The organism is Leptolyngbya sp. PCC 6406, from assembly GCF_000332095.2.
In the GTDB taxonomy this organism is placed as follows: Bacteria; Cyanobacteriota; Cyanobacteriia; order Phormidesmidales; family Phormidesmidaceae; genus PCC-6406.
Genome location: NZ_KI913949.1, coordinates 2,045,726 through 2,066,397 on the forward strand (window position 1 = coordinate 2,045,726; position 20,672 = coordinate 2,066,397).

Here is a 20,672-nt window from a genome sequence, read left to right on the forward strand (position 1 = left end):
TGGGGTAGGGGCGCGGTTTCCGCGCCCAATGCAGGGTGGTGCTTGTTGGGGCGGGGGTTATGTGCCCAATGCAGGGTGGTGCTTGTTGGGGTGTGGGTTATGTGCCTGCCCAATGCAGGATGGTGCTGGTCGGGGCGGGGCTTCGCGCCCAAATGAAATGCACCCGATCCCCTGTCGGGGGTAAAAACACGAAAGCCCAGGAAGCCGAGTAAGGAATCTCATCCTCACTTGCCTCCCGGGCTTTTATCCCGCCGTGTGCCCGATGGACATACCGCCCCCTGTCTAATGGTCAGGGGAGGGATACCGCTCAGGTGCTTCTCTCGGTCCAGACATTTTAGTCAGCGCCAGCGCTAACTAAAACCGGAACCCTAGAAGCCTGTGATATTTTTTCGACGACTTGAGACTGTGTATAGCGGTTCTCCCTCGGGCTAAGAACAGGCAAGGGGCTTAAGCTCCTTGTTCGCCGAAGTGTCATTAAGTTGAGGTGTCCCTCATACAGTGGGGAACCGCCATGTTCCTTAAGGGATATAGCAATCTCCGGCAGGGGTGATCGTAGCCTGTGTTACGAACAATCTCAAAATCCTGGGGGAGGGGATTAGGTTAGGGGTAGGGAGACCTGTAACAAGGGTATTTACAATTGCCGCCTACAATTGGGATGAGACGGTTTGGGGCAGGCCGATGGATTCCTCTATTCACTACGACAGTCGTGCCTATCTGCGGGCGGAACGGGCGGTGCGCTGCTCTCCCTTTCGCGCCAAGCTGCTGCAAGATCTGCGATCGCACAGTGTTGCCCTCGATGCCCTAGTGGATGACACCGGCATCCACCAGGGCTACACCCTGCGTCCCCTCTCGGAACTAACCGCCGAGAATGAGATGCTGTGGCTGCTGGCAGTAGGGCTCCTACGGCGGGAAGTGGATGGACAGGGCCTCACCGACAGCTTTCGGCTCACCCCCCTAGGCCGACAGATCCTAGACCATTGGGAAAGCTCTGGGGTTCCGGATTTGTCTCCCCGCCCCCAGGATCACCTATATAATTTCCTGAATCGATGGCTGCGCCTACCGAACTGGCTCCAGTAACTCGATTCCATTTTCCCAATTTCTGGAGGCAACGATGAAGGCAATCATGGTGGTGGGCACCACCTCCCATGCAGGCAAGTCCCTCATGGCTACTGCACTCTGTCGTATCCTCAACCGCAAAGGCTGGCGCGTAGCTCCCTTTAAGGGACAAAACATGGCCCTCAACGCCTACGTCACCACGACTGGGGCAGAAATTGGCTACGCCCAGGCGGTACAAGCCTGGGCTGCGGGGGTTCCTCCCCAGGTAGAAATGAATCCCATCCTGCTAAAGCCCCAGGGAGACATGACCTCCCAGGTGATTTTGCGGGGGCGATCGGTGGGCACCACCAACGCTAAGGATTACTACGAAAACTTTTTTGAAATCGGTTGGCAGGCCATCCAGGAAAGCCTGACCCGTCTCCAGCAGGACTTTGACCTGATCGTCTGCGAGGGAGCAGGCAGCCCCGCCGAGATCAACCTCAAGCATCGAGATCTCACCAATATGCGGGTGGCCAAATATCTAAACGCCCCCACGGTGCTGGTGGCAGATATCGATCGCGGCGGCGTCTTTGCCCACATCATCGGCACTCTAGAACTGCTAGATCCCGACGAGCGTGCCCTGATCAAAGGCTTCGTCATCAACAAGTTTCGGGGCCAGCGAGAAATTCTCCAACCCGGTTTGGATTGGCTAGAGGAACGCACAGGTATCCCCGTCATTGGGGTGGTGCCCTGGTTAGATCAGTCCTTCCCAGCAGAGGACTCCCTCTCCCTTCTGGAACGATTGCCCGCCAAGCAGTCCGCTGAGATCACAATTGCAGTGATTCGCCTACCCCACATTTCTAACTTCACCGACTTTGACCCCCTAGAGGCAGAGACCTCCGTGCGGGTACGCTACATCACCCCCAAGGACGACCTAGGCTACCCCGATGCAGTGATCATTCCCGGCACTAAAACCACCATTGCCGACCTGCTCGTACTCCAACGCACCGGAATGGCGGAGGCGATTCAAAACTACGCTGCCGCCGGGGGTACAGTGCTGGGCATCTGCGGCGGTTACCAGATGATGGGGGAATTTCTCGCCGATCCCGAAGGGCTCGAAGGCCAAGACGGTCGCTACAAGGGGCTGGAACTGCTCCCCACCCGCACCATCATCACCCCCAAGAAGGTGGCCCGCCAGCGCCTTGTCACTTCCCAATATCCCGCCATGGGGCTGCCGGTCTCGGGCTACGAGCTGCACCAAGGCCGGACCCAAGTGATCCCCGCCGAGGAAGCCAGTAGCCGCGCCGACGGCCATCCCGGCTACGAGTTTCTCTTTGACGACCAAGGACTGGGACTGGTGGACAGCACCCATTCCATCTGGGGAGCCTACCTCCACGGCCTCTTTGACAACGGCCCTTGGCGGCGGGCTTGGCTCAATCGCCTCCGCCAACAGCGGGGGCTTGGCTCCCTGGCCACAGGCATTCCCAACTACCGGGAGCAGCGGGAAATGATGCTGGACGTACTCGCGGACTCGGTAGAGACCTACCTCGATCTGGAACCCCTGCTGAAGTAGAGTTTGCCTGTCCACGACTGAAGTTGCTTAGAAGTCGCTTAGAAGTCGCTGCGCGAACAACATGACAATCCGCCTGGGACTTGCGTCTAAATAAAGCACCGGAAGCGTTGATCACTGTAGGGTGCATAGCGCTAAGGCGCGGCTTCGACCACGCGCAGCAATGCACCAATAGGCAAGGTGGCAATGGGTACCTTATTTTCCTGCGAGTCCCCTGTCATTCCGAGCGCAGGGAGGAATCTCGGGCTTGCTTACAGAGGGAAGTTTCTTGGAAGCGTGATGGTCCTAAAGAGCCGGTCTAGCTCCTTCGGGGCGGCTATACCAATGACCATCGCACCTGAATAGTCCTTTCCTCGGCTAATGTTGTCGAGTTTGTTTATTATTGTTAATACAAAGTCATAGCAATTCCGGATAACCTCCCTCAGGCAGCCCCTTCCCCCCATCCGTCAAGCAGCTTCACCGGAGTCTGGTCTAGGGATTGATTGCCCATTAATAAGGGGTTGGCCCTTACCCGACCTGCTGAGCCTTACCTCTATATACTGATTCTCTACTTCCCTGTGTAGCCAGCAGTGCCCTTGCGTGACTGCCGTAATTTTTGGCTTTTCCGGCCCGTCCCCATGCCGGCAGGTGATCTTCTCCATATCTATATCCCTGTTTACCCCTAACTCCCATGATCATGACCTCCGCTGTGACCCCAGTTCTCCCCGCCGATTGCACCCTCCCCAATTGGCTGGAAACCTGCCTACTGAGTCATCGGGTTGAGGGGGAGAGAGGAACGCCCCCAACGGACAAGTCCAACAGTGAGCTCGTGTGCCGCGCCTTTGAATTTGCCTACGCTCTCCACCAGGGACAGATGCGGGCCTCGGGTGAGCCCTACATCTGCCACCCCATCGCTGTTGCCAGTCTGCTGCGGGATTTGGGGGGCGACAGCGCCATGATTGCGGCAGGTTTTCTCCATGACATTGTGGAAGACACGGACGTTACCCCAGAGGAAATTGAAGCCCAATTTGGGGGCGAGGTGCGGCGTTTGGTGGAAGGGGTCACCAAACTCTCCAAATTCAACTTTCAGAGTAAGACCGAGCGTCAGGCCGAAAACTTTCGCCGCATGTTTTTGGCCATGGCCCAAGATGCCCGTGTCATTGTGGTGAAGCTGGCGGATCGCCTCCACAACATGCGCACCCTAGAGCACCTCAAACCCGAGAAACAGCGCCGCATTGCTCAGGAAACCTCGGAGATTTTTGCCCCCTTAGCGAACCGCTTGGGGATTGGTCGCTTCAAGTGGGAACTGGAAGATCTGTCCTTTAAATACCTGGAGCCAGACGCCTACCGCCACATGCAGGACTGCGTCTCGGAAAAGCGCACCGATCGGGAAAGTCGCCTCCAACTCGTTGCCGCCACCTTAAGAGAGCGGCTAGAGGAAGCCGGGGTCAAGGTGGTTGAAGTCAGTGGTCGGCCTAAACACCTCTATGGTATCTATCGCAAAATGGAGCGCCAGCAAAAAGCGTTCCACGAAATTTTCGATGTGGCAGCAGTTCGGGTCATTGTTCACAACAAGGATGAATGCTATCGGACCTTAGCCATTGTCCATGACGCCTTTCGTCCCATTCCCGGACGCTTCAAGGACTATATCGGCCTGCCCAAGCCCAACCGCTACCAGTCCCTCCACACCGTCGTTCTGGGCAACCATGGTCGCCCCATTGAGGTGCAGATCCGCACCCTAGAGATGCACCATGTCGCCGAGTACGGGATTGCAGCCCACTGGAAATACAAGGAATCTGGCGGCTCCAGCAATACCCAGGTCACCACCGACGATGAGAAATTCACCTGGCTGCGGCAACTGCTGGAATGGCAGAGTGACTTGAAGGATGCCCGAGAGTTCATGGAGGACATCAAGGGCAATCTCTTTGCCGAGGATGTCTATGTGTTCACCCCCGATGGGGATGTGGTCTCCCTGGCTCGGGGTGCAACCCCCGTGGATTTTGCCTATCGCATTCACACCGAAGTAGGCAACCACTGCGCCGGATCGCGGGTAAATGGCCGCATCGTTCCCCTGGATACCCCCTTGCAGAATGGGGATATTGTGTCCATCATCACCCAGAAGAATGGCCACCCGAGCCTGGACTGGCTTAACTATGTGGTGACGGCGGGGGCCAGAAATCGCATTCGCCAGTGGTATAAGCGATCGCACCGGGATGAAAACATGGCTCGGGGCCGCGACATGCTAGAGAAGGAGCTAGGTAAAAATGGCTTTGAATCTCTACTGAAGTCTGCCCCTGCCCAAACCGCCGCTGAGCGCTGCAACTACTCCAGCGTTGAGGATCTTTTGGCGGGGCTGGGCTATGGGGAAGTGACTCTCAATCTCGTGGTGAATCGCCTGCGGGAGGCGGTGAAGCTCCATCAACCCCTCACGGGTTCAGAGGTAGCCCAGAGTGATCCCGAGGGGTTGCTAGCGGAGGCGGTCACGAGTCCCTCCCGTTCCCATAGCTCGACTTCCTCAGATTCTCCCATTCTGGGTATTGAGGGGCTGCTGCATCACATGGCGGGCTGTTGCCATCCCCTGCCTGGAGAGCCCATTATTGGTGCGGTTTCCCTGGGCAGTCGCGGTATTGCCATCCACCGTCAGGGTTGCCCCAATGTGGAGCCTGTTCCCGGTGATCGCCTCGTGCCCGTGAGTTGGAATGCAGGGGATAGTAAAAATGGCCATCGCCCTCCCACCTATCCTGTGCAGGTCAGAATTGAGGTGATTGACCGAGTCGGCGTCCTCAAGGACATCCTCTCCCACCTGTCGGATTTGCAAATTAATGTCCACAAGGCCCAGGTCAAAACCTTCCCTGGGCAAACCGCCGAAATTGAGTTGGGTTTGGACGTGCGAGACCATGCCCACCTAGAGCAAACCTTCAACCAAATTCGTAAGATGACGGATGTGTTGAAGTTGCGCCGCCTCAGTCAAGGGGAATAAAGGGCAGGAACGACTTGCCGAATCCTTGAGTTTGACAGTACAAATGTCTTATGGTTCTTGGGTAAGCGGATTCCACCTAAGGAATCATCCCTTGGGTTAGGAAGGGATAGCTCCACCTGATTCACGCTTTGGGCTCTGCCTAGATCTGGGACAGGGATGTAGCTGAAACACGTTAGGGATCACTTGGACTGTAGGAACCTGGCTCAAGTTATTCCTAGCGTTCTAGCTCGGTAACATCGCCACGATGTCATCCACAAACTTTTGGTGATCTACCACGGGTTTGGAGATGTAGCCGTCTGCCCCACTCTGTTGGAGGAAATTTTCGCGATCGCCCTGCATTGCATGGGCGGTGACCAGAATAATGGGCAAACTGGCGGTGACCGGATCAGACTTGAGCATCTGGGTAATCTTGATGCCGTCTACCGGCTTGCCCTGGTACACACTATGGGCTAAGGACACATCCATCAAAATAATGTCCGCTTCCCGGTTTTGGGCAATACGCATGACTTCATCGACATTTTCCGTATGCTTGACCGCCAATCCTCCCCGCTTGGTCAGAATTTTGGAGAACACGCGGGCGTTGATCATGTCATCTTCAACGATGAGGACGGTCTTCATGGTGCTTCCTTTTCAACTGGGGCCTCTTGAGGACGGCAAACCTTGGCCTATCGAGAAGTCCTGCCCGTAAAGGCAGGACTTCTGCTTAATCTTAGCGGCCCCTTTATTGCGATGTTAGGGGGTTTGCATATACCTTACAGCATTGTTAAGGCTCCCTCAGGGTGGCATTTGTTCCCCCTGGTATCCCCAACCGTTTAACCCTGCGAGGACAGCGATTCATGGCAGACCAACTCAACATCCTACCGGCGGGGCAGGTCGTGATTACGGCGCTGCACTCGGAGGTGCAGCGGTCCTACCTGGAATACGCCATGAGCGTGATTGTGGGCCGAGCTCTGCCGGATGCTAGGGATGGCCTCAAGCCAGTCCATCGGCGCATTCTCTACGCCATGCATGAGCTGGGTTTGACCCCTGATCGCCCGTTTCGCAAATGTGCCCGTGTGGTGGGGGATGTGCTGGGTAAGTACCATCCCCATGGGGATCAGGCGGTGTATGACGCTTTGGTGCGAATGGTGCAGGATTTTTCTAGCCGCTACCCGCTGCTGGACGGCCACGGCAACTTCGGTTCTGTGGACAATGATCCTCCGGCAGCTATGCGCTACACCGAAACCCGGTTGGCGGCGGTGGGCCATGAGGCGCTGTTGAGTGAAATTGGGGAAGCCACTGTCGATTTTACCGACAACTTCGACAATTCCCAGCAGGAGCCCGTGGTGCTCCCGGCCCAGTTGCCTAATCTCTTGCTGAACGGGTCTTCGGGTATTGCGGTGGGTATGGCGACTAACATTCCTCCCCACAATTTGGGGGAGGTAGTGGATGGGTTGATTGCCCTGATTGATCGGCCTGATCTCAGCGATCGCGCTTTGTTGGATCTGATTCCTGGTCCCGACTTTCCCACGGGGGGGGAGATCATTGATCGCAAGGGGATTGAGGATGCTTACCTGACTGGGCGTGGGAGCATTCCTGTGCGGGGGATTGCGCAGTTTGAGGAGGTTCAGCCCGGTCGGGGTCGCCAGCGCCGCAGCGCTATTGTGGTGACGGAGTTGCCCTACCAGGTGAATAAGGCGGCTTGGATTGAGAAGATCGCGGATTTGGTTAACAACGGGCGTATTGAGGGCATTGCCGACATTCGCGATGAGAGCGATCGCGATGGGATGCGGGTGGTGATTGAGCTCAAACGGGAGGCTCAGCCTCCGGTAATCCTGGATACCCTCTATCGCCTCACCCCTTTGCAAAGCAACTTTGGGGCGATCATGCTGGCCTTGGATGGTGGGCAACCTCGCCAACTTACCCTGCGGCAAATGCTCCAGGCATTCTTGGATTTTCGGGAAACGACGCTGACCCGACAATATCGCCATGAGCTAGAGAAAACCGATGCCCGCCTCCATCTCCTGGAGGGGTTACGGCTGGCCCTGGACCACTTGGATGAGCTGATCGACCTGCTGCGCAATGCCCCTGACGGCACCACGGCCAAGGTGACGATGCAGGAGACCTTTGACCTCAGCGATCGCCAAGCGGATGCCATTCTGGCTATGCCTCTGCGGCGATTGACGGGGTTGGAACGGGACAATCTGCAACAGGAATATGAGGAATTGGCCCAGCGGCGGGATCGCCTTCAGCAACTGCTGGGGGATCGGCGGGAACTGCTGAAGGCGCTGAAGAAGGAACTGCGATCGCGGAAGAAGAAGTTTGGCGATCAGCGCCGGACCCGGATTCAGTCGGAAGCGGAACGGGTGGAGGAAAGCCAACACCTGGCGGAGATCCTGGCGGAGCACCAGGAGGAAGAAACCGTACTGGAGTTCACCCAAAAAGGCTATGTGCGACGGTCTTCCCCACGCGCCTATCAGCGGCGGCAGTCCCGCCAGGGAGCCGAGGCCGAGGCGGAATTTCAGGAGGTGGAGGACGTGACCCTCCAGGTGGACATCGCCACCACCAGCCAAGAACTGCTGGTCCTGACCCGTGAGGGCAAAGCCTATACCCTCACCATTGGCGACATTCCCGCCACCCAGCGCCAGTCTAAGGGGGTACCCTTGGTGAATCTGCTGCCCAATGCGGTCCCCTCGGAAGCCGGAGTGGTGGCGGTCCAGAGGGTGCTGACGGAAACGGCCCTGCCCCAAGATTTAATCATGCTGACGCGCCAGGGTCGGATTAAGCGCTTGCCCCTGGCGGATTTTACCCATCTGACCGGACGGGGACTCACGGCCCTGAAGCTGAAGGAGGGGGATGAACTGGCCTATACCACCCTGGCCACAACGGGGGATCAACTTGCGATCGCAACCTCCGGCGGACGACTGCTGCGGTTCAACGTAGACGACGACAACCTGCCACCCATAGGTCGCGCCGCCCAAGGCCCCCAAGCCCTGCGCCTGCGCAAACAGGAATGCGTTGTCGGCTGTGTGCGCCTCCAAAACGAGCGGGACTGTGTCACCCTGATTTCCGCCGCCGGATTTGCCCAGCGCCTCCCCACTGCCGGACTGCCCATCGCCCTAAGGGGCGGCCTCGGTACCCAAGCCTTTTTGTTCAAGCAAAAGACCGACACCCTCGTCGCCATGACCGCCGCCCCTCAACAGGGTGAACTGACCGTGGTGACCACCGCCGGACGGGTCGCCCAGATTGCCCTCAGCACCATTCCTCGCCAGGGTCGCACCACCAGTGCCAACTATCGTCTGGGTAAATTTGATCGCGGAGAAAGAATTGAGTCCGTGACCCTGACCACTGTGGCCGATAATGAATCCCAGCAATCCAGCGGCTGATGGGGACCGGAAACCGTGGCGCAAGTTGTAATCGAAAACCTCTACAAAACCTTCCCCCAAGGGGTGCACACCGCTCCCCCTGGAACCGAGGTCGTTGACTCCCTAGATCTCATCACCGACCCCACCGCTGGGGGATCAGCGGTGCTACGCCGCATCAACCTCGCTGTCGAAGATGGAGAATTCATGGTGCTGGTGGGGCCATCGGGCTGTGGCAAAAGTACCCTACTGCGGCTCCTGTCGGGGCTGGAAACCGCCACCGCTGGTAATATCTGGGTGGGCGATCGGCAAGTCACCCACCTGCCCCCCAAGCAGCGGGACACCGCCATGGTGTTCCAGAGCTACGCCCTCTATCCTCACCTAACGGTGTACGACAACCTGGCCTTTGGCCTGCGACGGATGCAGCCCCGGCCCCTCGTTGTAGCCCAGCCAACCCAAGATTCAGCAGAATCTGTGGCTGGAACAGCGGCGACATCTGCAATTTCAATTAATGCCAAGAGCAATCCCGAAACCCACACCCACACCGATGCCAACGCCATTCTCCAACAAGCCCTCTTAGAACGGGTCTGGTGGCAACAGATCTTGGTCACCCTGTCTCGCCGCCTACCGCCAGGATTGCGCTACGTGTCCAAGGCGGAAAAGCTGATCGATAGCCGGGTGCGGTCCGTGGCCCGGATGTTGCAGATTGAGCCCCTCCTGGGGCGCTATCCCCGCCAGCTCTCCGGAGGACAAAAGCAGCGAGTAGCCCTGGGGCGAGCCATGGCCCGCAATCCCCAAGTCTTCCTCATGGATGAACCCCTGTCCAACCTGGACGCTAAGCTGCGAACAGAAACCCGCGCCAATATCGTCAATCTCCAGCGCCAATTGGGCATCACCACCCTCTATGTCACCCATGACCAAGTGGAGGCGATGACCATGGGCGATCGCATTGCCGTCATCAACCAGGGCCAAATTCAGCAGGTAGCCACTCCCCTGACCCTCTACCGCGAACCCGCCAATCGCTTTGTCGCCTCCTTCATTGGTTCACCGCCGATGAATTTTCTCTCGGTGCAGGTAAAGCCCCCCCTCGTGGTCAGCCATCCCGGCTTTCGCATTACCCTACCGGGCCTGTGGGAAACGGTACTGTCCTCCTACGATGGCCAGAGGGTTATCCTGGGGATTCGCCCAGAACACCTCACCATCAGCCTACCTGCTCCCAAAAATCTACCCGTCACCGTCACTCGCATTGAAGCGCTAGGCAGCGAAACCTACTTGACGGTAACCCTGGGCCATGAAAGCCTCCAGGTACGGGTGGCTCCCGATATAACGGTGGCCCTAGGAGAGGAATTGTGGCTTGCGATCGCACCCGAACACATCCACCTCTTCCACTCCGACACAGGAGCCACCCTTCGTCCTACATCTCCCTAAACCCTTCCTGCATTCCGTGCAGAAACCGCCCCCCTACCCATCCATCTCTAAGAAGGTACTGCCCACCGTTCCCTACATCTACGGAATTAATTTCAATCTTGGATTACCCGGCACTGGGTAGGGCGGGTTTTGATCCTCCCATTTGGGATTTCCCAGTAGACACGAGCTAAACCCGCCCCTACGGGATTTACCCCAACACCCCATCACCCCAACACCCCCCCACTCCATCACCATCAACAGACCATGTCACAATAAGGACTAGAGTATCCATCCTATTGGTTTGCAGTTTCGTCCTCATCGGACTAGCGACTGCTATGGATCACGACATACAGCGGGATACAGATTGTTTTGATCAGGCTGCTGCGAGAATTGCGTGACTTAGTCCTGCGGTGGTGGGGAGACTTTACCCTCCAAACCCGGCTGATGGCGGGGGCAACCCTAGTGGTATCCCTGTTGATGAGCGGGCTGACCTTTTGGGCTGTCAACACGATTCAGGCCGATGCCCGCCTCAACGACACCCGTTTTGGGCGTGATCTGGGTCTACTACTGGCGGCAAACGTAGCCCCCATGGTGTACGCAGGCGATCGCAGCGAATTAGCCCGCTTTTCCTACAGTTTTTACCAAAGCACCTCCAGCGTTCGCTACATGCTCTATGCCGACGAAGATGGTGCTATTTTCTTTGGCATCCCCTATTCCGAAGCCGCCGTGCAGAACTCCCTCACCCTGCGGCGACGGATGCAACTGCCCGAAGACTACGCCAAGAGCGCCGACCTGCCCTTTGTCCGCCAACACCTTACCCCTGCGGGGGAAGTCACCGATGTCTTTGTCCCCATCAGCTACGACGGCAAGTATCTCGGAGTGATGGCCCTGGGGATTAACCCCAACCCCACCGTGGTCGCCTCCTCCCACCTGACGCGGGACGTGACCGTAGCCGTGTTTGTCTCCATCTGGGTCATGGTGATCCTCGGTGCAGTCTTCAATGCCCTCACTATTACCCAGCCCATCAAAGAATTGCTGACGGGGGTTCGCAACATCGCCAGCGGCAACTTTAGGCAACGGGTAGACCTGCCCCTAGGGGGAGAACTGGGGGAACTGATCTTCAGTTTCAATGAAATGGCGGAGCGCCTAGAGCGCTATGAGGCCCAGAACGTTGAAGAACTCACGGCAGAAAAGGCCAAGCTGGAAACCCTGGTGTCCACCATCGCCGATGGGGCGATTTTGATCGATACCAATATGGCCATTGTTCTAGTCAATCCTACCGCCCGTCGCATTTTCGGCTGGGAAGGACGAGACCTATTGGGGTCCAGCGCCCTGCAAAACTTCCCCAATGCAGTGCGAGTCCAACTCACCCGGCCCTTGTTTATGGCGGCGGCGGGGAACTCCGAAGGTATGGAGTTTCGCATTGCCCTGACAGAGCCCACCAACCGCACCATCCGGGTACTTCTGAACACGGTGCGCGATCAGGCCCGAGAAAGTGTCAAGGGCATCGCCATCACAGTGCAGGACATCACCCGTGAGGTGGCGCTCAACGAGGCCAAGAGCCAGTTCATCAGCAATGTCTCCCACGAACTCCGCACCCCCCTCTTCAACATCAAGTCCTTTATTGAAACCTTGCACGAATACGGCGAGGAACTGAGCGACGCCGAGCGGCGGGAGTTTTTGGAAACCGCCAACCACGAAACCGATCGGCTGACCCGGTTAGTCAACGATGTCCTGGATCTGTCGCGCCTGGAATCCAACCGCCGTTACCGCTTTGACTCGGTGGATATGACCCAGCCCATTGAGCAGACCCTCCGCACCTACCAGCTCAATGCACGGGATAAGAAAATTACCCTCTCCCACCACATTGAACCGGACCTGCCCCTGCTGCGGGGCAACTATGATCTCCTCCTTCAAGTGTTTGTCAATCTAGTGGGCAATGCCCTCAAGTTCACAGAGGCCGGGGGCCATGTAGCAATTTGGGCCTACCGCCTACACCATCAAGGCCATGTGGATGGGGCAGATGAGTATGTGCGGGTAGAGGTGGCAGATACGGGGATGGGCATTGCCCAGGAAGACCAGGATGCTATTTTCGACCGCTTTTTCCGGGTGGAAAACCGGGTCCACACCCTTGAGGGCACAGGGCTGGGTTTGTCGATTGTGAAAAACATTATTGAAAAGCACAGCAGCCAGGTCCATCTCATCAGTGAGGTGGGGGTAGGCACTACGTTCTGGTTTGATCTGGTGGTCAGCCCCCCCGACTCTGAGCCCAGTCTGGTCATGGTCAGCTCTCCCCTCGGCAATGATGCAGCGCCAGAAGGCATAGATGCTGCCACGCTCTACCCTGTGATGCCTTCGGAGGCGTAGCAATGGGCATTGGAAAAAACTCAAGAGGAAACGGCTTTGGGCCATGCCTTTCAAACGCCGGGGGTGATTTTTACGCCGGAGGATGCGGTGATTCCTGATGTGGTGTGGATCAGTCGGGAACGGTTGGCCCAGGGGGTAGATGAGGCGGGTCATTTGACGGTGGCACCGGAGTTGATCGTGGAGGTGCTCTCACCGGGGGAGCGCAATGAGCAGCGCGATGGCCCCTTGGGGCCGGTCTCTGACCATCGCGAAGTAAAAGTAAAGCTCTATTCCATCTATGGGGTGCAGGAATATTGGATCGTTAGGGATCTGCGGGTTAATAGTGTACCCAGTGGCCAGGTTTTCTCCCTCTGGGAGACGCAAGCGAACGACTTCGCTCAACCAGCGGTCAACGGGCTCGATTCTCCGTAACCTTCCAAGTCGTGTCCTTTATTGAAACCTTGCACGAATACGGCGAGGAACTGAGCGACGAGGTAACGCCGCCACCCATACTGCCCTGACAGCCCTGGTCCTGGGGCTCTCTAGCTGCTAGAGGATAAGTCCATTCCCCTAGCTTGCAAGTCATACTCATAATGAGTATGATTTAGGAGTACTGATGGATCGGGGCGTTAGATGATCTGATTGGACTGCCCGATTCACCTGCAAGTTTGCAGGGACTATTTTCACTGAATTTTTTGAATTTTTTAGGAGGGCGACCTATGGTTGCAACAATGTCAAAGGCAACAGCCCAGTTTTACCCCAGTCGTATTGATCTGTCGCAAGAGATCCGATTCAAGGTGGTTGAGCTTTTGAACCAATCCCTGGCAGCAAGTCTGGATCTGAAGACCCAAACCAAACAGGCCCACTGGAATGTGAAGGGGAAAGACTTCTTCCAACTTCATCAACTGTTTGACGAAATGGCTGGGGAACTAGAGCAGTACGTGGATATGGTGGCAGAACGGGTCACTGCCCTGGGGGGTACCGCCCTCGGCACAGCCCGCATCGCTGCCGAGGTCTCCATCCTGCCGGAGTATCCGGTAGATGCGGTGGACGGTGAAGAGCACATCGCCGCCCTAGCAGAGCGCTACGCTGCCTACGGCAAGCATCTTCGCGCTGCCATCGACACCACTGATGATCTCGGAGATGCCGATACCGCCGATCTCTACACCGAGATTTCTCGCACCATCGACAAGCGCCTCTGGTTCCTAGAAGCCCACTTGGTTACCAAGACGGATGTGAAGTCGTTGTAGATGGAAGCGGGCGGATGGGAAGCGGTTGCGATCGCAGACCCTATCCCAAGTCCAGCTCGAAATCTGGAGTTTCCTCGATAGCGTGACCCAGCAAGCCTTTACGGGTGCTGGGTCACACTTCGTTTGACTCAGCCTACAGCAACTAGCCTGCGGCTAGTACTGGGCGACATAAGTTTGGCTATCGTCGTCGCGCCAGCCTTTGGCTTGCCGCAAACCAGAGGCTGGCAGACAGAAAAGCAAGTCTACAGGGGGGCGGGCAAGTGCCAGCAGCCATCCAGCCATTGGGCCAGATCGGGGCGGGGGGTAGAGCAGCGGCGAACTACAGTCCACACCTGGAGCGCCGCCTGGGGCGTCGTGATCTTCACCTGGAGCGGTTGATGGCTCTGGCAATGACAGGGAATATCCAGTTCTTGGAGACGAAAATAGACCTGCCAGCGATCGCAGCAGTCAATAGGAATCATCGTGTCTGGATAAGGGGCTTGCACAGGTTTCTCCATTGAACGGGGCCTAGGCGAGGGAGTTAATACGGATCAAAATTTGTACGAGGGCAAACCGAAAAGTACTCTCAATAGCAAAATGAATGTCTATTTTTTCGTCCCAGAGTCTAAGAGGCAGGATCTACGCTTAGGGGGGCTTGGAAAAATAATGTGCCTTTTCCTATCGATCACTTATTGAGAAGAGGTTTCGGGTCACAAAGGCTAAACGCCTTATGGGGCAAGGAATTCAGGATTTTGATGCGCTAACATAAGGTCATGTTCACGGGTCTTCCTAGAACTGAGAACTAAAACAGTCGCGATCGCAGAGGCTCAAATCATTGAGCCGTTATCCCTAGATCGCAGGAAGACACCACCATAGGGAGTTTTGCTATGGCCACTGCATCCACTCTTGTGATTCCATTTGGGCAAGTTGGCGACAACGTCATTTTGCTGGAGCACTCCGTTACCGAACCTATTTGTGAAGGCTTAAACCTGCTGCTAGCCAGTTTTCAAGCCCTCTTTATTCAGTACGAGAAGCACCACTTTGTCGTAGAAGGGGCTGAGTTTTACCAGATCCACGAATTTTTCCAGGATGCCTACGGCGAAGTGCGGGGGCATGTCCACGACTTGGGCGAGCGTTTGAACGGCTTGGGTGGCGTTCCTGCCGCCAGCTTCAGCAAATTGGCAGAGCTGTGCTGCTTTACCCCCGAAGTCGATGGCATTTTCCGCTGTCGCCAGATGATTGAAAATGACCTGGCAGCGGAACAGGCAATCCTGGGGGTCTTGCGTCGTCAGGCGGCTCAAGCTGATAGCTTGGGCGATCGCGCCACCCGCCACCTGTACGAAACCATCCTCCTGAAAACAGAGGAACGGGCTTACCATCTGGGCCATTTCTTGGCCCCCGATACCTTGGTGATGTTGAACGGCAACGCCTAACACGATCGCCCCATCTCTCCTGAGTTCGGCTCGTCTTTACCCCAGATTTCATATCGGACGATCTGCGATACAGCTCCCAATTTAGGGGGCTGTTTTTTTGATCTGCCCTGCAAATACACTATACCCACAAATGAGAATAGATGTCATAAAAATCCAGGGGTTTCATCAAAGATTCAAGAATCTCTACAGCCTCAGACCCTTCGGAACCCTCCAAAAGTAAGAGACAGTAATGACTGGGCCTATTTTTGCTGGGTAAGTAATATTCGCCTAAAACCCTTGTACTTCAGCGATGAGTCCTAGGCGCAATCACCATTTTTGCGCACCACCCTCGGGGTCGGAGGGTGGTGGGCCAAGAAAATAGCGTCATCGCTCCCCAATACCCCATTAGGCTATTCCAATGCTACCTTGGAATAGGTTGCAATAGCTGAGGCAGCAAAGAGGGAATATGGATGCTGTGACTATTCGCCCCGACGGCACCTTTTGCCTCCACGGGCGCTTCCTGGCATTTGCACCGGACAAGTTCTCCCCCTACAAGTACATGACCCTGGCAACGCCAACGGGCAATCGCAGTATCAAGCTCAGCAAATCCCTGCGGCTGATGCTGTTTCGAGACCTGACCCCCGGCGACTGGGTGCGGGTGGTGGGCCAGCAAAAGATTGCCAAAAAAGATGGGGGCCTACGGTGGAAAGCCCAGGAAGTTTTGAAGTTGCCTGCCCCACCGGAATTAGATGTACCCCTGGAGCCTATGCCCACTTCCCTTCCTTCCCCACTGGGTGTTGCCCCAGAGGGCACGGTGGGCGAAGTGACCCAACCTCAAAGGAGGAAGGCCAAGGTTTTGATCTGTCAGAAATCCGGCTGTCGTAAACGGGGGAGCAATACAGTCTGCAAAACCCTCGCAGCGGCCCTTGATGCCCTGAATCTCAGCGATCAGGTGACTATTAAGGAAACAGGTTGCATGGATCGCTGCAAGGCTGGACCCAATGTGGTGATCATGCCCGACAAGGCCAGCTACAGCCGCGTGGCTCCAGCGATGGTAGCCGAGTTAGTCCAGCGCCACTTTACCGCTGGAACAGATTGAACCTATCTGCCAGATGGCCTACTCGCCCAACCGATATCCCTTGCCGTAGACGGTATGAATCAGAGACAAGGTGCCCTTGGGCTCAATCTTGCGGCGGAGGAGGCGCATTTGGGCCGCTAGAACATTGCTGCTGGGCTTGTCGGTGTCGCCCCAAATAGCCTGGTAGAGGCGATCGTGGGTGAGGACTTGGTTGGGGTGACGCAACAGGTAGGCTAGCAGTTGGGTTTCCTTTTCCGATAGCTCAATGGATTGGCCTTGGCGGTAGGCAAGTTGGTTGCGTTCCTCTAGGGCTAAATCCTCAAACTGGAGGCGATCCGGCGGGGTAGGGGGGTCCAGGGTGGGGGGACGACGGAGCAGGGCGCGCACCCGTGCCAGCAGTTCCCTTAGCTCAAAGGGTTTGACCAGGTAGTCATCGGCTCCAGCATCCAGACCCGCAACGCGATCGTCCACGGTGTCCTTGGCGGTGAGGAATAATACGGGGGTTACGTCTCCCTGGGATCGAGTCTGGCGACAGATATCGAGGCCACTGACCTGGGGCAGCATCCAGTCCAAAATCAGCAGATCGTAGCCGCCTTGGCGGGCCAGACGACTCCCCTCGTTGCCCGTAATCGCCACATCCACAACGTACCCCTCCCGTTGCAAGAGTCGGCTCAGGGGCTCTGCTAATTCGGCCTCGTCGTCCACCAGCAATATGCGCATAATTTCAGATCATACGCCCCTGACTGTCTATTCCTAAGCGGCTAAGGGACTCGCAAGAAAATAAGGTGCCAATTGCCATCTTGACCTGAGTTCGACTTAAGCTTCGCTGCCCATCCGCCAGGGAATAAATTGCCCTGGCTCACAGCAGAAGTCCGTTAAAACGGACTCGCCCCCCTATCCCCAGCCCAGCTCCCAGTCCATTAAAAATGGACTTAAGCCTGTTAGCTGGGAATTTTGAATTCCCGGCGGGGTGACGGCGCTAATCCCGAACTGACGTTTATTTAGACGCACGTCCCTAAGCTATGACGCTACTGATCCGCGATTACTGAAATGACAGTACGCCGAGGTCGTACACCCCATCCGCCTCTGAGGGGATATCGAAGGCAATGGGAGCGCGATTGCGCCAGCGAATTTCGTAGCGTCCAGGGACAAAGCCCATCAAAGCAAATCGGCCCACCCGGTTAGTAAACAGGATTTGGGGAGTCCAGTCAGGGTCAGACAAGGACACCACCTCCCCACTCTGCAAGCTAATCGGGTCTCCCCCGCCATCCACCAGCACCCCCCGAATAAAAACCGAGGCATCAGTACCCGCCAGAATCACGGTGCCGCTGCGGTAGCTCGGCATGACCACATAGGATCCCGTGCCCAGGTCATAGCCCAAGGGAGCCTCCGGCGCATCCAGTTCTACCCGAGAGACGTAATAGGGCTGTACATCTGGCAAGACAGCGGGGCCAAACCCATCCACAACCGCCAAATAGTTCTCCTGGGAAGGATTGACCCCAATCCGCTGTCCCCGCCAGCGATCGCGGGGCACAATCAGCACAAAGCTGTTATTCACGGGGCGAGACCAGCCGAAATGGCCATCGGCAAACACCAGGGCCGTACCAAAGTTAAGGCGGGTGGTATTGCGGGTTTCTGCCCCGGCCCGTTGTGGCCAAGAAATATCCTGAGTGAGGCCCAGATCAAAGCGGTAGTTGGTATAGGTCAACCGCCCCGACAAATCGCGGCTTTGGCTGCCTTCAGTCAGATCCAGAGAAAACCCCGGACTTTGTACCGGGCGTTCAGGACTCTGACGCCAAGACAGGCGCGTACTTTGCCCCTCGCGATTGGTCAGCGTCGTGTTGAGAGCCACCGACTGACGGCGCTGTCCTGGTAGCCACTGCAATCCCAAAAAGGCGCGAGTTTCTTCCTGGCCCTGAAAATTCCGACCATAGCTCACCGTGGCATTGCCAGTAAGGCCATTGCCGAAGGACCGCGACAATCCTAAATTCACCGTGTAGATATCCGCCACCCCTCGCCCCACCCGATAGGTGCCACTCAGGTTGGCCGCCGTATTGCCAAAAATCCGCTGACTGTAGGAGGCGGAGAGATCCAAGCCATAGTCGCTGGGGTTAGGGGAGTTCAGCGTCGTGAAGGCGTCGCTCCGGTATTCAGCGGCCACACGAAAGGTCCGATTTGTCGAATCCTGGGTACGGTTAGGGGGAATCTCATACTGGAGACGGAAAGCCATCCCCGTCCCCACATCACTCCGGTTGCTTGCGGCCACATCCCAAGCAAAGTTACCCACGGAGGAAGCCCAGATCCCATCGGTTTCCAGCAGTTGAAAGTCCGAGGTTGCTTGCACATAGCCCCCCAGGGTCACGACCTCCGTTACTCCCCAACGGTGGGCCAGGGAAACCAGAGGCTGATCCCAGGAGTATTGGCGCTGTCCTGCCAGGGTCTGGGAGGGTATTCCCACGTTATAGGAAAATTGCTGGAGCCCCGGAGCCAATAAATTACCCGCCAGCGCCGCAGAAAAGCTCAGCCGCTGCACTTGGCCCAAGTCATCGGTGATGATCAGTTGGATGTCATTGGTCCCCGTGCTCAGGGGCAGATTACGAATATCTTGGGGGCCTGCCTCTAGGCGCAATTGCTGCACCCGTGCCCCATTCACAAAGGCTTCTACCGTCGCGGGCCGTTCTAGGAAGAAGGTGTATTCTCCCGTGGGGCGAGTGACTCGGTAGGGTTGGAGGGCATAGTTGCGGGAGACAGACAACCCGGCCATGGGGACCGCTGTTTGAAAGGCGCTGGTGATGGGCAGCGATAGATCACCGACGATGTAGCGGAGGGCATGGGTCGGATCGTCTCGAACGACCCGGATGTCGCCTCGGGTCAGGGCGGGAGATCCCGCTTCAACCCAGTTGCCACTGCCCTCTAAAACCCAGCCGGAAATATTCAGGGCACCATCCAGAGCCAGACGGAGGGGTTGTCGCCCAGTGTTTTGCTGCCCTGACCAGACAATATCTTCCCCGGCTCGCAGGTTGATATAGCCGCTGACGGTACTAACGGGCACGGCATTAGCCGCCTCTGGGGGTAACCCCAGGGCGTTAATGACATTGGTCTGTCGCAATGCCGGCGGAATGTGTAGATAAAGCTCCAGCAGGCTCGGATCAAACAGGGTAGTGATGCCTATCTGCTGTAGCGCACTCAGCGCTAAGTAGCCCTGGTCATCGACGGCGGCGGTGAGTTGGGCTTGCAGATCAGCCTGCACAATCGAGGCAGTTTTTTCTAAAACCGGGGCGGCCTGGACCTGACTGGCTACTCCTGCCGAGAGGATAACCAAAGCCTGTCCCTGGGGCTGATCGTTAATGAAAAAAGGAACTGCAATGGTCAGGGACCGGCCCCCAGGGGCCATCGCATCGGCCTGGGACCGAGGTCGTCCAAAAACCCGCTCAAAGAGTTCGTCCTCTGTCTCCGCCGATTCCTCCGTCAGTGGAGCATCTGGGGGCGGGGACTGCGGGGCGGGCACCGGAGTTTCCCTCTGAGTCTCCGGCGGCATCTCCGTTTCAGGAGGGCTGTCTGTGTCTAAGGTCGGTTCCGTTGCACCCTCTACGGTTGCTTCCGCTGGGTCTTGGGGGTCTATAGCCTGAGATCTGGGGCTCCACACGGGACTCTCTAGGCCACCCTCCATCCTCGGGGTTTGCAGTGCTGCCCCTAAAGGCGGGGTGACCTCCAGATCTGGAGATGCCGCCACGGCTGACGCATTGGGTGGGGCAGGGACAGAACGTGGTGCCGGGAGAGCATCGGCGTCGGCCTGGACAGTCGCAGTCCCCACCTCCGACCCAGGAGCTTGAGGCGCAGAAAAGGATGGCTGCGGAGTCGGTAAGGAGGAAGCCACCACATTGGCGCTGGTAACCGTTGAGGTGTCACCAGCGCCAATGGCTGCTAATCGAGGTGAGGGAACTGCGATCGCAGCAACAGGGGGAGGGACAATCGGCTCTGGCCTCGGGATAACCGGATTAGCCAGGGGCGAAGCCACCTCTACGGTAGCCAGGAGGTAAGGGGTTAACACGGTTCATGCCAGGAAGATGCACAGTCATCAAGACAGGTAGGAAGGAACACGACTTGGAAGGTTATGTCTTGAAACGAGCTGAAAAGCCTGCCATGTCGTTGTCTTCATACAGACATCTAGTTCCCTGTTCGCGTTAGCGGCTCCCCTAGGGAGCAACGGAGTCGTTGGCTTTGCCGCCCCAGAGGGGCTAGGGAACGGCCAGAACCCGGTGGCGTGGCTGGCTTTCTCCCCTCGGGAGACGCTG

14 protein-coding genes are annotated in these 20,672 nt (G+C 57.0%); 10 read left to right on the forward strand and 4 right to left on the reverse strand.

The genetic code is table 11. The annotated features are described in order from the left end of the window. Positions 1 to 678: 678 nt before the first annotated feature. The 3 genes from LEP6406_RS0209275 to LEP6406_RS0209290 all read left to right on the forward strand — a co-directional run bounded on the left by LEP6406_RS0209275 (position 679) and on the right by LEP6406_RS0209290 (position 5,564). Positions 679 to 1,077: an Npun_F0494 family protein gene (locus tag LEP6406_RS0209275; RefSeq protein ID WP_008310349.1), complete on the forward strand. Its 399-nt coding sequence runs from the start codon at positions 679 to 681 to the stop codon at positions 1,075 to 1,077. 34 nt (positions 1,078 to 1,111) lie between these two features. Beyond that, complete coding sequence (gene cobQ / locus LEP6406_RS0209280) at positions 1,112 to 2,608, forward strand: cobyric acid synthase CobQ (RefSeq protein WP_008310346.1); 1,497 nt, start codon at positions 1,112 to 1,114, stop codon at positions 2,606 to 2,608. A gap of 667 nt (positions 2,609 to 3,275) precedes the next feature. Next, positions 3,276 to 5,564 (forward strand): RelA/SpoT family protein, encoded by a 2,289-nt coding sequence (locus tag LEP6406_RS0209290; protein ID WP_008310344.1) that lies wholly within the window; start codon positions 3,276 to 3,278, stop codon positions 5,562 to 5,564. Between the two features lie 222 nt (positions 5,565 to 5,786). Here LEP6406_RS0209290 and LEP6406_RS0209295 read toward each other — a convergent pair whose 3' ends face one another. After that, positions 5,787 to 6,182 carry a response regulator gene (locus tag LEP6406_RS0209295; protein WP_008310342.1) on the reverse strand — a complete coding sequence of 132 codons (396 nt, stop codon included), beginning with the start codon at positions 6,180 to 6,182 and terminating at the stop codon, positions 5,787 to 5,789. A 218-nt stretch (positions 6,183 to 6,400) separates the two neighbouring features. Between LEP6406_RS0209295 and gyrA the strand changes: the two genes are divergently transcribed. The 5 genes from gyrA (at position 6,401) to dps (ending at position 13,908) form a co-directional block, all read left to right on the forward strand. Beyond that, a complete protein-coding gene (gene gyrA, locus LEP6406_RS0209300) occupies positions 6,401 to 8,929 on the forward strand; it encodes a DNA gyrase subunit A (RefSeq protein WP_008310340.1) in 2,529 nt (842 codons plus the stop codon). 15 nt (positions 8,930 to 8,944) lie between these two features. Continuing rightward, entirely contained in the window at positions 8,945 to 10,333 is a 1,389-nt protein-coding gene (locus LEP6406_RS0209305) for an ABC transporter ATP-binding protein (RefSeq protein ID WP_008310339.1), read from the forward strand. 348 nt (positions 10,334 to 10,681) lie between these two features. Continuing rightward, positions 10,682 to 12,679: a two-component system sensor histidine kinase NblS gene (gene nblS / locus LEP6406_RS27265; protein ID WP_008310338.1), complete on the forward strand. Its 1,998-nt coding sequence runs from the start codon at positions 10,682 to 10,684 to the stop codon at positions 12,677 to 12,679. Positions 12,680 to 12,688: 9 nt separating this feature from the next. Beyond that, on the forward strand, positions 12,689 to 13,090 hold the full coding sequence (locus LEP6406_RS27270; RefSeq protein WP_081748047.1) for a Uma2 family endonuclease: 402 nt from the start codon (positions 12,689 to 12,691) through the stop codon (positions 13,088 to 13,090). A 287-nt stretch (positions 13,091 to 13,377) separates the two neighbouring features. Continuing rightward, positions 13,378 to 13,908 carry a DNA starvation/stationary phase protection protein Dps gene (gene dps, locus LEP6406_RS0209320; protein ID WP_008310334.1) on the forward strand — a complete coding sequence of 177 codons (531 nt, stop codon included), beginning with the start codon at positions 13,378 to 13,380 and terminating at the stop codon, positions 13,906 to 13,908. 242 nt (positions 13,909 to 14,150) lie between these two features. Here the strand turns inward: dps and LEP6406_RS0209325 are convergent, their stop codons facing one another. Beyond that, positions 14,151 to 14,393, reverse strand: a complete 243-nt coding sequence (locus LEP6406_RS0209325; protein ID WP_036028294.1) for an Asr1405/Asl0597 family protein — start codon at positions 14,391 to 14,393, stop codon at positions 14,151 to 14,153. A gap of 381 nt (positions 14,394 to 14,774) precedes the next feature. Between LEP6406_RS0209325 and LEP6406_RS0209330 the strand changes: the two genes are divergently transcribed. Beyond that, the gene (locus LEP6406_RS0209330; protein WP_008310330.1) at positions 14,775 to 15,320 is read left to right on the forward strand and encodes a DNA starvation/stress protection protein DpsA; all 546 of its coding nucleotides are present in this window, start codon (positions 14,775 to 14,777) and stop codon (positions 15,318 to 15,320) included. A gap of 445 nt (positions 15,321 to 15,765) precedes the next feature. Continuing rightward, positions 15,766 to 16,398 (forward strand): (2Fe-2S) ferredoxin domain-containing protein, encoded by a 633-nt coding sequence (locus LEP6406_RS27275; protein ID WP_008310328.1) that lies wholly within the window; start codon positions 15,766 to 15,768, stop codon positions 16,396 to 16,398. A gap of 18 nt (positions 16,399 to 16,416) precedes the next feature. Here the strand turns inward: LEP6406_RS27275 and rppA are convergent, their stop codons facing one another. Next, positions 16,417 to 17,097, reverse strand: coding sequence for a two-component system response regulator RppA (gene rppA, locus LEP6406_RS0209340; protein ID WP_008310324.1), 681 nt, complete (start codon positions 17,095 to 17,097; stop codon positions 16,417 to 16,419). 322 nt (positions 17,098 to 17,419) lie between these two features. Next, positions 17,420 to 20,428, reverse strand: coding sequence for a fimbria/pilus outer membrane usher protein (locus tag LEP6406_RS27280; protein WP_008313432.1), 3,009 nt, complete (start codon positions 20,426 to 20,428; stop codon positions 17,420 to 17,422). Positions 20,429 to 20,672: the final 244 nt, after the last annotated feature.

What these genes read in the sequence shown, in the direction of transcription:
- LEP6406_RS0209275 (WP_008310349.1), top strand. Translation starts at nt 679, where the DNA reads ATGGATTCCTCTATTCACTACGACAGTCGTGCCTATCTGCGGGCGGAA.
- cobQ (WP_008310346.1), top strand. Translation starts at nt 1,112, where the DNA reads ATGAAGGCAATCATGGTGGTGGGCACCACCTCCCATGCAGGCAAGTCC.
- LEP6406_RS0209290 (WP_008310344.1), top strand. Translation starts at nt 3,276, where the DNA reads ATGATCATGACCTCCGCTGTGACCCCAGTTCTCCCCGCCGATTGCACC.
- LEP6406_RS0209295 (WP_008310342.1), bottom strand. Translation starts at nt 6,182, where the DNA reads ATGAAGACCGTCCTCATCGTTGAAGATGACATGATCAACGCCCGCGTG.
- gyrA (WP_008310340.1), top strand. Translation starts at nt 6,401, where the DNA reads ATGGCAGACCAACTCAACATCCTACCGGCGGGGCAGGTCGTGATTACG.
- dps (WP_008310334.1), top strand. Translation starts at nt 13,378, where the DNA reads ATGGTTGCAACAATGTCAAAGGCAACAGCCCAGTTTTACCCCAGTCGT.
- LEP6406_RS0209330 (WP_008310330.1), top strand. Translation starts at nt 14,775, where the DNA reads ATGGCCACTGCATCCACTCTTGTGATTCCATTTGGGCAAGTTGGCGAC.
- LEP6406_RS27275 (WP_008310328.1), top strand. Translation starts at nt 15,766, where the DNA reads ATGGATGCTGTGACTATTCGCCCCGACGGCACCTTTTGCCTCCACGGG.
- rppA (WP_008310324.1), bottom strand. Translation starts at nt 17,097, where the DNA reads ATGCGCATATTGCTGGTGGACGACGAGGCCGAATTAGCAGAGCCCCTG.